The organism is Bacillus sp. ILBB4 (genome assembly GCF_035064545.1).
In the GTDB taxonomy this organism is placed as follows: Bacteria; Bacillota; Bacilli; order Bacillales; family Bacillaceae_H; genus Priestia.
This window is the reverse complement of sequence record NZ_JAIQVD010000002.1, coordinates 761,505-775,275: the sequence shown is the minus strand read 5'-3', so window position 1 is coordinate 775,275 and position 13,771 is coordinate 761,505. Positions and strand designations below refer to the sequence as shown.

14 protein-coding genes are annotated in these 13,771 nt (G+C 37.2%); 12 read left to right on the top strand and 2 right to left on the bottom strand.

The features are described from left to right. The first annotated feature begins 2 nt into the window (after positions 1 to 2). The 5 genes from treR to LAV82_RS10090 all read left to right on the top strand — a co-directional run bounded on the left by treR (position 3) and on the right by LAV82_RS10090 (position 4,751). Complete coding sequence (gene treR, locus LAV82_RS10110) at positions 3 to 719, top strand: trehalose operon repressor (RefSeq protein ID WP_274156027.1); 717 nt, start codon at positions 3 to 5, stop codon at positions 717 to 719. Between the two features lie 356 nt (positions 720 to 1,075). After that, positions 1,076 to 1,798, top strand: coding sequence for a 5-oxoprolinase subunit PxpB (gene pxpB / locus LAV82_RS10105; protein ID WP_274156026.1), 723 nt, complete (start codon positions 1,076 to 1,078; stop codon positions 1,796 to 1,798). Further along, positions 1,788 to 2,786, top strand: coding sequence for a 5-oxoprolinase subunit C family protein (locus tag LAV82_RS10100; protein ID WP_274156025.1), 999 nt, complete (start codon positions 1,788 to 1,790; stop codon positions 2,784 to 2,786). The genes pxpB and LAV82_RS10100 overlap by 11 nt, the downstream gene beginning before the upstream one ends. Before the next feature lie 12 nt (positions 2,787 to 2,798). Then, on the top strand, positions 2,799 to 3,554 hold the full coding sequence (locus LAV82_RS10095; RefSeq protein ID WP_274156023.1) for a LamB/YcsF family protein: 756 nt from the start codon (positions 2,799 to 2,801) through the stop codon (positions 3,552 to 3,554). Positions 3,555 to 3,563: 9 nt separating this feature from the next. Next, the gene (locus tag LAV82_RS10090) at positions 3,564 to 4,751 is read left to right on the top strand and encodes an NRAMP family divalent metal transporter (protein ID WP_499716026.1); all 1,188 of its coding nucleotides are present in this window, start codon (positions 3,564 to 3,566) and stop codon (positions 4,749 to 4,751) included. A 42-nt stretch (positions 4,752 to 4,793) separates the two neighbouring features. Here the strand turns inward: LAV82_RS10090 and trhA are convergent, their stop codons facing one another. After that, positions 4,794 to 5,444, bottom strand: coding sequence for a PAQR family membrane homeostasis protein TrhA (gene trhA, locus LAV82_RS10085; protein WP_013055671.1), 651 nt, complete (start codon positions 5,442 to 5,444; stop codon positions 4,794 to 4,796). 382 nt (positions 5,445 to 5,826) lie between these two features. Here trhA and LAV82_RS10080 point away from each other — a divergent pair, with 382 nt between their 5' ends. The 4 genes from LAV82_RS10080 (at position 5,827) to LAV82_RS10065 (ending at position 9,304) form a co-directional block, all read left to right on the top strand. Then, the gene (locus LAV82_RS10080; RefSeq protein WP_230183673.1) at positions 5,827 to 6,465 is read left to right on the top strand and encodes a DUF1643 domain-containing protein; all 639 of its coding nucleotides are present in this window, start codon (positions 5,827 to 5,829) and stop codon (positions 6,463 to 6,465) included. A 101-nt stretch (positions 6,466 to 6,566) separates the two neighbouring features. Beyond that, positions 6,567 to 6,986, top strand: coding sequence for a hypothetical protein (locus LAV82_RS10075; RefSeq protein ID WP_116515271.1), 420 nt, complete (start codon positions 6,567 to 6,569; stop codon positions 6,984 to 6,986). A gap of 464 nt (positions 6,987 to 7,450) precedes the next feature. Next, a complete protein-coding gene (gene bluB / locus LAV82_RS10070; protein WP_499716025.1) occupies positions 7,451 to 8,104 on the top strand; it encodes a 5,6-dimethylbenzimidazole synthase in 654 nt (217 codons plus the stop codon). Positions 8,105 to 8,272: 168 nt separating this feature from the next. Continuing rightward, a complete protein-coding gene (locus tag LAV82_RS10065) occupies positions 8,273 to 9,304 on the top strand; it encodes an AI-2E family transporter (protein WP_274156019.1) in 1,032 nt (343 codons plus the stop codon). Here the strand turns inward: LAV82_RS10065 and LAV82_RS10060 are convergent. Further along, positions 9,301 to 10,179, bottom strand: a complete 879-nt coding sequence (locus LAV82_RS10060) for a LysR family transcriptional regulator (RefSeq protein ID WP_274156018.1) — start codon at positions 10,177 to 10,179, stop codon at positions 9,301 to 9,303. The genes LAV82_RS10065 and LAV82_RS10060 overlap by 4 nt on opposite strands. A 161-nt stretch (positions 10,180 to 10,340) precedes the next feature. On the opposite strand from LAV82_RS10060, the gene LAV82_RS10055 reads away from it, so the two are divergent. The 3 genes from LAV82_RS10055 (at position 10,341) to LAV82_RS10045 (ending at position 13,547) form a co-directional block, all read left to right on the top strand. Then, positions 10,341 to 11,321 (top strand): zinc-binding dehydrogenase, encoded by a 981-nt coding sequence (locus LAV82_RS10055; RefSeq protein WP_499716024.1) that lies wholly within the window; start codon positions 10,341 to 10,343, stop codon positions 11,319 to 11,321. A gap of 235 nt (positions 11,322 to 11,556) precedes the next feature. After that, complete coding sequence (locus LAV82_RS10050) at positions 11,557 to 12,135, top strand: DedA family protein (protein WP_016763242.1); 579 nt, start codon at positions 11,557 to 11,559, stop codon at positions 12,133 to 12,135. Between the two features lie 515 nt (positions 12,136 to 12,650). Continuing rightward, the gene (locus tag LAV82_RS10045) at positions 12,651 to 13,547 is read left to right on the top strand and encodes a shikimate dehydrogenase (RefSeq protein ID WP_499716023.1); all 897 of its coding nucleotides are present in this window, start codon (positions 12,651 to 12,653) and stop codon (positions 13,545 to 13,547) included. The last annotated feature ends 224 nt before the right edge of the window (positions 13,548 to 13,771 follow it).

Below are 13,771 nucleotides of genomic sequence, written 5' to 3'. Positions count from 1 at the left end.
AATTGAAAGAAAATAAATTTATCAGTATTTACGAACAGTTAGTCGATAAAATTAAACGTGGTGACTGGCGTCCTAATACGAAACTCCCTTCTGAAAATGAGCTTGTTGAACAGTATCAAACGTCTCGTGAAACGATACGGAAAGCGTTAAATTTACTTTCACAAAATGGGTACATTCAAAAAATGAAAGGAAAAGGCTCATTTGTATTGGACGTATCACGCTTTGATTTTCCAGTATCAGGACTTGTTAGCTTCAAAGAAATGGCGGAAAAGCTAGGACATACATCGACTACTATTGTAAAAGAATTTGAATTAGTTAAGGCCGATCAAGATTTGTGCACACAGCTTGGGGCGACGAAAAGAGATCTTATATGGAAAGTGGTTCGAGCGCGGGAAATCGATGGGGAGAAAATTATTTTAGATAAAGATTTTTTTCATAAAAAGTATGTTCCTCACCTCACAAAAGACATATGTAAAGGCTCTATTTATGAATACTTAGAAAAAGATCTTGGGCTGAAAATAAGCTTTGCCAAAAAAGAAATTTCCGTTGACGAGCTGACGGACGAAGATAAGTGTTACTTAGATTTAAAAGACTATGAACATATTGTGGTAGTAAGAAACTATGTGTATTTAGAAGATGCAAGCCTTTTTCAATATACGGAATCACGTCATCGTCTTGATAAGTTTCGTTTTGTAGATTTTGCCCGAAGAGGTATATAATGGTTCACTGCCCATAAGTTTTCCCTTTTTGTACATGTTTACAAAAAACTGCTTTGGTATAAAAAACAAAGCGGTTTTTTTATGGGGAAAATTGAAAAAACGTGATCCTTTTGACGATAAAATTTTAAAAAGGTTGAATTTTTCTTTGGAGTTTGTTTTAGTAGAACATAAGATTATTTTATATTTATATAATGTTATTCATACAGGATAGGGATTTATTGTTCTTTTTTTTATTAGATATATAAGAAATTGTTATTCGAAAACAACAATTCCATTAGTAATTCTAATGAATGTATCTAACTACAGCATTAAAGGGAGCTGCTCAAACAATACTAAGTAAAAAAGGAGGAGACGAAATGAGTCACGATTATCGACTTTATCCTCTTGGTGACAGCGGCATTGTCGTTTCATTTGGAGACGAAATTAATTTCGGCATACATAAACGTATTCAGCAATTTACTGAGGTGCTAGAGCAATCATTATGTAAGGGGATGATTGAATATGTGCCGGCTTTTACAACAGTTACAATCTATTATGATCCTTGGATAATGAGTGAAAAAGGAAGAAGAAATCCTTACACAGCAATATCTACATATATTGAAGAGCTGCTTTTCCGCCAGGAAGAAAAATCTGAAGCGGTCGCTAGACAAATTGAAATTCCGGTGTGTTACGGAGGAAAGTACGGACCGGACTTAGAGAGAGTAGCTGCTTTTCATTCATTAACGCCTGATGAAGTTATCTCCATTCATACAAATGGAGAATATTTGGTGTATATGTTAGGCTTTGCTCCTGGTTTTCCTTACTTGGGAGGGATGAGCGAAGAAATTGCGACTCCAAGAAAAGAATCACCGAGAAACAGCATCCCAAAAGGGTCAGTTGGCATCGCAGGAATGCAAACCGGCGTGTACCCAATTGAGACACCTGGAGGATGGCAGCTAATCGGGCGTACTCCTCTTACACTATTTAACCCAAAAAATGATTCGCCAAGCTTGCTTCAAGCAGGTGATCGTATCCGATTTGTTTCCATTTCTGAAACGGAATATGAAGCCCAAAAGGAGGTGGATGAAGATGAGTATTAAAGTGATACGTCCCGGTTTATTAACAACGATTCAAGATATCGGCAGACATGGATATCAAAAGGACGGCATGATTGTCAGCGGGGCAATGGACAAAGTTGCTTTAAGGATTGCCAACTTATTAGTAGGAAATCAAGAAAATCAGGCGGTTATTGAAATTACGTTAATGGGACCAAAAATTGAATTTCAGCAAGATGCTTTGATTGCCCTGACGGGAGGGGATTTATCGCCAACTGTTAATGATGAAGCCGTAAAGATGTGGCGGCCTTTATATGTGAAAAAAGGGAGCGTGCTACAGTTTGGTGTTCCGACTTTAGGGTGCCGTTCTTATTTATCGGTTTCCGGTGCTTTTAATGTTCCTGCAGTTATGGGAAGTACATCTACTTCACTTCGCGCTCGGATAGGCGGGCTGCACGGTAAAGCATTACAGTCAGGGGACGAAGTATTAAGCCATCCTCCTACAGAAACGGGGAAAGCAATTATAAAGAAACTGGTAAAAAAGCAAACGGACCGCTCTTTTCAGCAGGCTTTTTGGACGATTCATCCTAAACTTCTTCCTTCATACGAGACGCCTATTATCCGCACGATGAAAGGTGCGGAATTTGATTGGTTTACAAAAGAAAGTCAACAACATTTCTTTAATCAAGAATTTGACGTTACCCCTCAATCTGACCGCATGGGCTATAGGCTAAAAGGGAAGAAATTAGTCCTTGGTCAAGAAAAAGAGCTGCTCTCTAGCGCTGTGACGTTCGGTACGATTCAAGTACCAAAAGAAGGACAGCCCATTGTTTTATTAGCAGATCATCAAACGACAGGAGGATATCCTAGAATCGGACAGGTAGCAACTGCAGATTTTTCAGCGCTGGCGCAAATTTCTCCAGGGAAAAAGGTTTCTTTTCAAGTAATTTCACTTGATGAAGCACAGCATTTATATATGGAGCAGGAAAAGAAAATAAATCATATTAAAAGAGCACTTCGAATGAAAATATAAGGAGAGAATAAGATGGCTACCGTTGATTTGAACTGTGACTTAGGGGAGAGCTTTGGGAACTATAGATTAGGAAATGATAAAGAAATTTTACGCTATGTAACGTCAGCAAACATTGCTTGTGGCTTTCATGCCGGAGATCCTTCGGTTATGAGAGAAACAGTAAAGCTGGCTTTGGGTGAAAATGTGGCGATTGGCGCCCACCCCGGATTGCAAGATTTAGCTGGATTTGGACGTAGATATATGAAAATTACGCCTCGAGAAGCTTATGATTTAATGGTGTATCAAATGGGGGCTCTTTCAGCTTTTATACGTGCAGAAGGAGGGACCCTTCATCATGTGAAACCTCATGGCGCTTTATATAATATGGCTGCAGGGGATCGAGACATAGCTAAAGCTATTGCTGAAGCTGTTTATAATATTAGTGAGGAAGCTATTCTATATGGTTTGGCTGGAAGTGAATTGATTAAAGCCGGAAACGAAATGGGCTTGCGTACGTCTCAGGAAGTATTTGCAGATCGAACCTATCAACAGAACGGCATGCTGACGCCGAGAAACGTTGAAAACGCCGTGATTCAAGATGAAGGAGCGGCTATTTCTCAAGTAATTAAAATGGTCAAAGAAAAGAAAGTGTTTACTGTGCAAAATGAAGAGATTCCCATTCAAGCAGATACCGTTTGTATTCATGGAGACGGTGCACATGCTGTTGAATTTGCCAAAGCTATTTGTGACAAGCTAAAAGAAGAACAAATCATTATTCAACCACAATGAGGTGACATCATGAAAAAAGAACGCAACTGGAGCGTGCTGCTCGGAGCAGCATTTTTAATGGCTACTTCAGCAGTGGGTCCAGGTTTTTTAACTCAAACAACGGTCTTTACACAAGCACTCGCCGCAAGTTTTGGTTTTGTCATTTTACTGTCGATTTTATTAGACATTGGCGTTCAGCTAAACGTATGGCGTATTATTGCTGTTTCAGAAAAAAGAGCACAGGATATCGCTAACAATGTTTTGCCAGGTCTCGGCTTATTTATTGCTATTTTAATTGTAATCGGAGGCTTAGCATTTAATATTGGAAATGTAGGAGGAGCGGGTCTTGGCTTCAATGCGCTATTTGGTATTTCCCCTAAAGCGGGTGCAGTCATTACAGCCATCATTTCTATCGCAATTTTTTTAGTCAAAGAAGCCGGAAAATTAATGGATCGATTTGCTCAATTAATGGGCGGAATATTAATTATTTTAATGGTGTATGTGGCTATTTCGTCCGCTCCTCCAGTAGGAGAAGCAGTCTCTAAATCATTTTGGCCGGAGCACATTGACGTAATGGCGATTGTTACTCTTGTAGGAGGAACGGTAGGAGGATATATTACATTTGCAGGAGGTCACCGTTTATTAGATGCAGGAATTAAAGGAAAAGCCGCGATTCCTGAAGTAACAAGAGGAGCAGTATCTGGTATTACGATTGCTTCGATCATTCGAATTTTTCTATTTTTAGCGACATTAGGTGTGTTGAGTCAAGGGTTAAAACTGAATCCTGATAATCCACCAGCCTCTGTTTTTCAGTTAGCCGCAGGGGATATTGGCTATAAATTATTCGGTGTCGTCATGGCAGCAGCGGCTATCACTTCAGTTATTGGTTCAGCATATACATCGGTTTCCTTTATTAAATCCTTCAGCAAAAGGATTGAGAAATATGAAAATTGGATTATCATTGCATTTATTACGATTTCAACCCTAGTTTTCCTAACGATTGGCCAGCCGGTCACTCTGCTTATTTTAGCTGGAGCATTAAATGGGTTAATCTTACCTATTACACTCGGAACAATGCTTATAGCGGCGTATAAAAAGAAGATAATAGGCGATTACAAGCATCCGACTTGGCTTACCATTTTTGGCAGTTTTGTGGTCGTTATTATGGCTGTGCTAGGAGTCTATACGCTTGTGACTCAAATGGCAAAACTGTGGTAAGGAATTCTATAACCAATTAAAAAAGGGCCAGAGGGCCCTTTTTTAATTGGTTATAGGCAATACATATAAAATGATTGCTAAAAAGTGGAGTACGGTTCCGCCAAGAACAAACATATGCCAAATCATATGATGAAAACGAAATCCTCGCCATACGTAAAAAACGGCCCCGATTGTATACAACACGCCTCCAACTACGAGAAGGACAATTCCTTGATGGGCAATGTTTTGAGTTAAAGAATCCCAAGCAAACACAATCATCCATCCCATAAATACGTAAAGAATGGTGGAAATAAAAAGGAATTTCTTCACAAAAAAAGCTTTGAATACAATTCCTGCAAGAGCGATGCCCCATACAATTCCAAAAAGTGTCCAGCCGGTGGTTCCTTTTACTGCGATAAATAAAAATGGAGTGTACGTACCGGCAATAAACAAATAAATAGAAGAGTGGTCAAATATCTCAAAAAGATCTTTTACCTTACCTTCCGGAAAACTATGGACAAGCGTAGAGGAGACATAGAGAAGCAGCATGGTTACTCCGTAAATAGTAAAACTGATAACATGCCAAGGCGTTCCTTCTAACGAAGAAAGTACGATTAAAAGCGTTAACCCAACAATGCTGAGTACGGCTCCAACGCCGTGTGTAATCGCATTTGCAATTTCTTCTCCTCTTGTAAATGTGTGTGTAGTAGCCATTTACAAAATCCTTTCTTTACACAAATTTATCTTCTATTTTCTCAGAGGGTCAGGTTTGAACATACCTGCTGAGAAAAAATCCGTAACTGTCAAAAACATGAGTGAAAAAGTCATTGGTTATTTCTTTATTATAGACCATTCTTTTGATTTTATCTATTTTGACTGGAGGTCCGAAAAGAGGAAAGATGTATATGTGAATATTCACTAGATGTAAAAAGCATGTATAGAAGAAAAAATTGCTTTTTGAAAAAATGGAAGAAAAGTTGTCATGAAGGCATGATTTTGAAATACATATAAAATAAAACTTTTAACAGTCAAGGTTACGATTACTGCTTAGCTCATTTGCAATAGATAAGTAACAAGATTGTAAGAAGGCAGGGGGATGGAAGCAGTGAAAAAAGAAGTTATTTTTGATGAAACAGGCACATACAAATACTCTCTATTATGCAAATGGAGTGAAGTAAACGAACGTAAACTTACGTTTATCTTGTCATTTCCAGAAAATACGTATGAATACAGCGACGATACAGCTGTATCCAAATGCATAGAACTGGCGCAAAAGTGGGGATTTGGAGTTTTAGAAATCGTTTATTTATTCAGCTATCAAACCGATCATGTTTCGTTTTTACGTATGCTTTCAAAAGAAGAAGCTGTTGGAACAAGAGCAGGTGAGTATATTCAAAAAGCAGTGGAAGATGCTGAACTGGTTGTGGTAGCTTGGGGTGATCATGGAAGCATTTATAACCGGCAAGAAGAAGTAGAACGCTTTTTGAAACACAAGCCGGTATACTGTTTTGGAAAAACGAAGCAGCAATTTCCTCGCCATATTTTATCCGTCGTGCACCGCACAGAATTACAAAAATACGAAATGCCGGCTAATCGTGAAGAGTCGGAAGAAGTTTCTTCATTTATTGAAGACATAGATCAAAGTTTTGGTGGAGAGGATTATTCTCCAATTAAACAACTAACAGAAGAAGAACCGCTTATGTTTATTGAAGACATTGCCAGTATGTATCGGTAAAAAGAAGAAGCGAGGTTTATATTCCTCGCTTTTTCGTTAGTATAAAACATCAAGTTTTGTCATATGGTTGTATCAAGAAGCGTGTGTGAAGGGGGAACTTTATGAAGTTGAATGAAGTATTGCACCGCATCACAACTATTTATAATGAGTTAGAAGAAGAGTGCTTTCAATATATAGGGGCTGTGATCAACGAAAATGCAAAGCTGGATATTTCTCGTCTAGAAGAATTAAGTACGCTGTTAAACTTCGTATATGAATGCTCGGAGGATGTATTAGTAGGTTCTATTTTAACAAAATTGGATTATGGACAACCCATTTATCAATTTGCTATGTTAAAGCCTATTTCCCTTGAAGGAAATGAAGATAAGTTAGACATTTTATATGAAGAAAAGGTAAAAGTAGAAAGAGCTATTCTAGATGTGTATACAGCTCAGCGAAAGAAGTTATTGACTCAAGCAGCTGAAGACTTAAAAGAACTGCACTACGAGCTGCAGACCTATGTGTATGCTTGCAACATATAAATGAATCTGTTGAAATGGCAAGGCATATATACAAATAAAAGGGAACATGTTAGGATAAGTAAAAAGAACTCCTAATCAAAGAGTTCTTTTTATTGTAAAATATATGATTTTGAACTAGCAAAGCATAAAGACGGTGGTAATGGCAGTTACCCTTTTCTTTGTGCTTTTTTTATCCGATTGTGTTGATGATACTGCTTACTGCGTTAAAAAAGTTCATAAGTACTTCGTTTAGCATGTAATATGCCTCCTCTCTTACTAAATATGTACAATCAAATTATCCAATTGTGTTAATGATGCTGCTTACCGCATTAAATAAGTTCATTAAAACGTCGTTGAACATGTTTGCAACCTCCTTTATGATAGATTCATATAGTAATACGAGAAAACATAAAGTTTGGATCACATTTTTTTAATGTTTTTTTAGAAAAATAGTTAAAAAGAGAGTTTAATGGAGGTTGAAGAAGATGAATTCGTTTACAAACGACGAAAAGCAAGCGGTATACAAAGCGATTTACGGAAGAAGAGATGTACGAACATTTTTGTCTGATGAGATTCCGAATGAAACGGTTTATAACATTCTGCAGGCTGCTCACAGCGGACCTTCCGTCGGGTTTATGCAGCCTTGGAATTTTATATTAGTATCTGATACAGAAGTGAAAAATAAACTTGCCTGGGCAGCAGATAAAGAGAGAAGAGCACTGGCTATTCATTATGAAGGTGAAAAGAAAGAAAATTTTTTAGAGCTAAAGATTCAAGGATTAAAAGAAGCGGCGTTAACTATTTGCGTAACGTGTGATCCAACAAGAGGCGGCTCTCATGTTCTCGGAAGAAACTCAATTCCAGAAACCGATATGATGTCAACTGCGTGTGCAATTCAAAATATGTGGCTTGCTTCATATGCAGAAGGACTGGCAATGGGTTGGGTAAGTTTTTATAAGAAAAATGATGTACGTGACATTTTACATATTCCTCCTCATATTGATCCTGTAGCGCTCATGTCAATTGGCTATACAGATAAATACCCTGAGAAACCAATCTTAGAACAAGCTAACTGGGAAAAAAGAAGGGATTTAGACAAGCTAATTTATCATAATGTATGGGAAAATGAAAAAGAATAGCGGAGAGAAAATAAAGACATACTAAAAAGCGCCGAAATATAGTAAAATTTGAATATTAAATGATACACTATATATAGCGAAAGCGGATATGAGCGTCTAGCGTATCCGTTTTATTTATATGTATACAAATGACTTGGGAAAAAGAGAGATAGGAGAATTGAAGGTTTCATGAATATTGCAAGAAGTTGGCTTCACAACAAACTTACTGTTCGCATCATTACGCTTATTATCATTACAGTTTTACTTATCAGCATTAGAAGTATGCTTCAGCTGCTGTTATTTACGTTTATTTTTACCTTTTTAATTGGTCGTTTTCAACAAACGTTAAGAAGAAAGCTTCCGCTTAATTCAACGCTTATACTCATCGTCATCTATATCGCACTGATTGGGGCCCTCGGTATTGTAGGGTATGTATATATCCCGGTTATTATGACGCAAGTTACCGAGCTTGTACAGAAGCTGATGTATTTTTACAAGCACCCCCCTGATAATACATTCGTCACCTATATTATCGATAATCTAAAGAGATTCAAATCACCGGAGAATATTCAGCAGAATATTGATTTAGTATACAGCTATTTATCTAATATTGGAAAAGTAAGTGCACAAGTTTTCTTAGCACTCTTGTTAAGCCTATTCTTTTTACTTGAAAAGTCGCGGATTCACCGATTATTTGTCCAACTGGAACAATCTAGGCTGGGCTGGTTTTTCAAAGAAGCGGGCTATTTGGGGAGAAAATTTGTTAATTCCTTCGGCAAGGTAATAGAAGTTCAGTTTATTATCGCTTTTGTGAACAGCATTTTATCCGTTATTGCGCTGTGGGTGTTAGGGTTTCCTAATTTGCTTGCACTTGGCGTTATGGTCTTTCTACTAGGGCTAGTGCCGGTTCTTGGGGTATTTGTTTCACTCATTCCACTTTGTACAATCGCTTACAGTTTAGGAGGCGGTGTAAAAGTACTATCTGTGTTAATTATGGTGGTAGTACTTCACGCACTTGAAAGCTATGTATTAAATCCAAAGCTCATGTCATCTAAAACAAACTTGCCAACGTTCATTACGTTTATCATTTTAGTGTTTGGTGAACACTTCTTAGGCGTATGGGGGCTGATTCTTGGTATTCCTATCTTTATTTTCTTTTTAGATTTAGTAGGAGTAGATTCAGCACAGCAACTGTCAAAAAAAGAAACCTCCGCAGACTAGTCTGCAGAGGTTTCTTTTTTTAAGCAGCGTATCGTTTTTTGAATAGTAGGATGATCGCGATGCTTAAGTTTATAAGCAAGAAAGATCTGATTTTTTACTGCTAAATGTTCAAGTTCGATTTTTACTTTTTTTTCTCGAAGCGCTTCTTGAATTAAATAGCGGGGAAGCAGGCTGATTCCCATGTGATGCTGAATGGCTTTTAACACCGTTTGAAGATTTGGAATTACATGATGAGGCTGAATTTCAGGTCGTTTTTTAAAATGCTGCCGCCAAAATCTCCTGATAATAGGAAGCTCAAGACCATAGCTAATCCACCGCTGATTATATAAAAAATCTTCTACGTCTTTACTAGCTGTCATTTCAAAAGAAGGAGGGACGGTTAAGACAAACACTTCTTCTTCAATGACCGTATATTCAATTCCAGGTATTTGCAATCTTTGGGTTGTAATCGCAATATCAATTTCGTCGCTTTGTATCTTTTCAAGCAAAACAGAAGCAATACCAAACTGGCTGTAGCAGCGGATGCCTGCATCTTTTATTCTTTCTAAAGCTTGCTCGGTAAAATACTCTACGGGAGAACCAATTTTTACGACCGGCAGCGCGTCGGGAGATGAAGCGTTCATTTTTAATTCAATTGAAGCAGCTTCTAGACTTTCAATTAACGGGACAATACGCGTGTACAGTTCTTTACCTTTTTCTGTTGGAATCATCTTTCTCGGTGCACGGATAAATAAACCTTCGCCTATTTCAGCTTCTAAAGCAGCTAAGTGCTGACTCATGGCCGGCTGCGTTAAGATCCTCGCTCTGGCTGCTTCAGAAACGGATCGATATTTGTAAATGCTAATAAAGCTGCGATACCATTCAAAATCAATCATTTATGTCATCCTTTCTTATAAATTCATTTATGGATATCTATTTATTTTCTAATTTGTATTATAGACAAGCTCTCTTTAAAATAAAAATAGTAAGCAAATCATTTTTAGATAAAATAATAAAAGCAACGCTAGGCAAATGATTTAAAAAGGAGAGTTAGACTGTGAAAGCATTATTATTGCAAGATAAAAATAAATGGACAGAAATGAAAGTAGAAGAAATAGAAAAACCTCTTCCAAATAAAGGAGAAGTAGTAGTTGAAGTTCACGCAGTGGGACTTAATCCCGTAGATTATAAAACGGCTACTAACGGAAACCCTCATTGGACATATCCTCACATTTTAGGTTTAGATGTAGCTGGGACAATTGATGAAGTTGGAGAAGGAGTAGTTGACTGGAAAAAAGGAGACCGCGTTGTCTATCACGGGGACTTTATGAAAAAAGGCGGATATGCTGAATATGCGGTTACGACTGCTCATTCAATTTCGCGCATTCCTGATGCTGTTACATTTGAAGAAGCTGCTGCTTTGCCTACTGCAGGTTACACAGCTTATGAAGCACTATTTCGTAAACTTCCAATGAACCATATTCAAACCATCTTGATTCATGGAGGAGCTGGAGGCGTAGGAGGCTTTGGCGTACAGCTTGCTAAAAACGCTGGAAAAACCGTTTTCTCAACAGCTTCAGCACATAATCATGAGTATGTGAAGTCGTTAGGAGCTGATTATGTAATTGATTATCGCGAGGAAAACGTCGTGGAAAAAGTATTGGAGCTGACAAATGGCCGCGGCGTAGATGCTGTGCTTGACACGGTGAGCGCAAACAACGCAACGGATTCTTTAGATATGATTGCCTATAGAGGACATTTAGCACATATTGCTGGTGCACCTGATTATACAAAAGTAAAGCCTTTTACAAAGGTGATTTCTTATCATGAAGTAGCTTTAAATGCTGCACATCACATTGATGACATGATTGCGCAAGCGGATTTAGCAAAAATGGGTGATGAGCTTTTAGCATTAGTAGCAGAGAAGAAAGTAGCTCCGATGATTGAGCGCATCATCTCGTTAAAAGAAGTGCCAAGTGCATTAGAAGAGCTTTCAAAACGCCATGTGAAAGGGAAAATTATTGCTAAAGTTAAATAATAGCATGACAGAAAAGACTCTTTTATTACAACTAATAAAAGAGTTTTTTTCTGCTATTTTCTTTTTTTGCGTTACTTCAATTATGAACTGCATATGATAGAAGATAATCAAATATAGCAAACGGGTCCCTGTGAGCTTTTTTTACTAGTAAAATTGCTTTGAAATCGTGAAATTTTGAATAGTTTGAGTTATGATGAAAGAACGTGAAATTTGTATGATTGAAAGGAGAAAAAAGGTGCAAGGGTTTATTGATTTTGTACAAAATTTAGGCATAGTGGGCATCTTTATTGCTACAGCAATCGAAGCTGCGGCAATTCCTTTTCCGTGTACGTTATCGATTTTGCTTATTGGCTCGGTGCTGCAGCTCTCAATATGGAAAATCCTTATTGTTTCAGCTGTCAATACCGTTATTTATATCGCATTCAACTATATTCCGTTCGTTATGGGATACAGGTTTGAATCTATTACCAAGCGCTGGTTTGGTGAAAAAAATATAAAGCGTGCCCAAAAATGGTTTCATAAGTATGGAAAATGGAGTATTACGATTTCTCGTCCCATCAGTATCGCAAACTATATAACCTATTTGGCAGGTCTTAGTAAAATCAAATCTAGGGACTTTGTTTTATACAGCACCTTAGGCATCTTTCCATGGTTTGTTTTTTTGCTCTATGTAGGAGGACTTGGAGATATTGAAAAAATCCAAAAATATTTGCATGATGTTGATCGTTTAATATTTGTTATTCTTATAATCGGAGTGATAGTTGGTGCAGGCTGGTGGATGAAAAAGAGAAGAGAAAGCCACGCTCAAGAATAAAGCTATAATTATGGTTATAGCTTTATTTTAATATAAAGAAATTCTTTAAATAAAAAGATTTTTCTGAAAAGTAACAAAAAAACATTTTTCCTTTTGAAAAAATGTGATACTATGATACATAAGGTCGCTAAGAGTTGTCTTGGTTCACCGGGTTTTTACTGCATTCATTTAATAAAAGAAGCCAGGTATAGGTGAAAGCTTTGTTTCTAGTAATGTTGAGAAATGCTGCCTTGGGAAGGGAGGTAAAACGTACAGTACGTGTCAAACGTATGTTATTAAAGCTGTAAATTTGTAAGCGGTTTCTTGATTTTTACATGTGAGTAGAGCAGCTTTGGTTTTGAATGCAGGTTGTTACAGGTTGGTTGAATAGTGAGTATATCTTAAAATTAGATCGATCTAATTGCTTGTATTATATGAATATGAAATGTGTTTGATTGTAAATGAAAATAAGCTGAAAAAGTACAGGTTAGGTACCACAAGTATTTCTGAATTTTAATAAAACAGGAGGTAAAATCATGAAAAGCGTAGGGCGTATTAATGGCAAAACTCAGCTCATCGGCCTTTTAGCAACTCCAATTGGACATTCATTGTCACCATCTATGCATAATATGGCCTTTAAAAAACTGGGATTAAATTATGCTTATTTAGCTTTTGAGGTAGGAAATGACTCGTTAGAAGATGCAATTAAAGGGCTGAGAGCGTTAAATGTTAAAGGTTTTAATGTATCCATGCCCAATAAGACAAAAATTCTCCCGTTTCTTGATGAATTAGCAGACAGCGCCAAATTTTCAGGAGCTGTCAATACCGTCGTAAATGATAATGGCGTACTAGTTGGGCATAGCACAGACGGCATGGGTTACATTCGAAATTTAAAAGAGCACGGCGTGGATATCACAGGGAAAAAAATGACGTTGATCGGTTCGGGTGGAGCAGCGACGCCTATTGCTATTCAAGCAGCTTTAGAAGGTCTTGAAGAATTAACAATTTTTGCTCGTCACGATGAATTTTATTCAAAAGCTGTAGAAAACGTAAAAATTATTAATGAAGAGATGAAACATGTTTCATGTAAAGCGAAGCTGTATTCTCTTGAAGATACAGACAGGTTAAGAGAAGAAATTAAAACGAGCGATATTTTGACAAATGGAACAGGAGTGGGAATGAAACCGTTAGAAGAATTCAGCATTATTGAAGATATATCAATGCTGCGTCCGGATTTAATTGTAACCGATGTCGTGTATATGCCTATGAGATCAAAACTGTTAGAACAAGCTGAATCATTTGGATGTCACACCATTAATGGAATAGGAATGATGATCTGGCAAGGGGCCATGGCGTTTGAATTGTGGACAGGAAAAGAGATGCCTGTGAAGTATATTAAGGAACAAATGTTTGAACCAAGCTTACAGTATTAAGAACGCGTATCTTCAAACCTTACTAGAAAATTGTACGAATGAAGTGTCTGTATTTTTATTTTTTCAACGCAATAAGAGAAATATTTATAAAATTAATACAGTTATTTTTGGATTTATTATATTAAAAAAGTGTGTATTTTAATTTTCTAAAAATTAAAAAATATATATTGCGCAGGCAAATGTAATTCCGTATACTAAAGCTCAAGTTTGAATTGATTTTATAT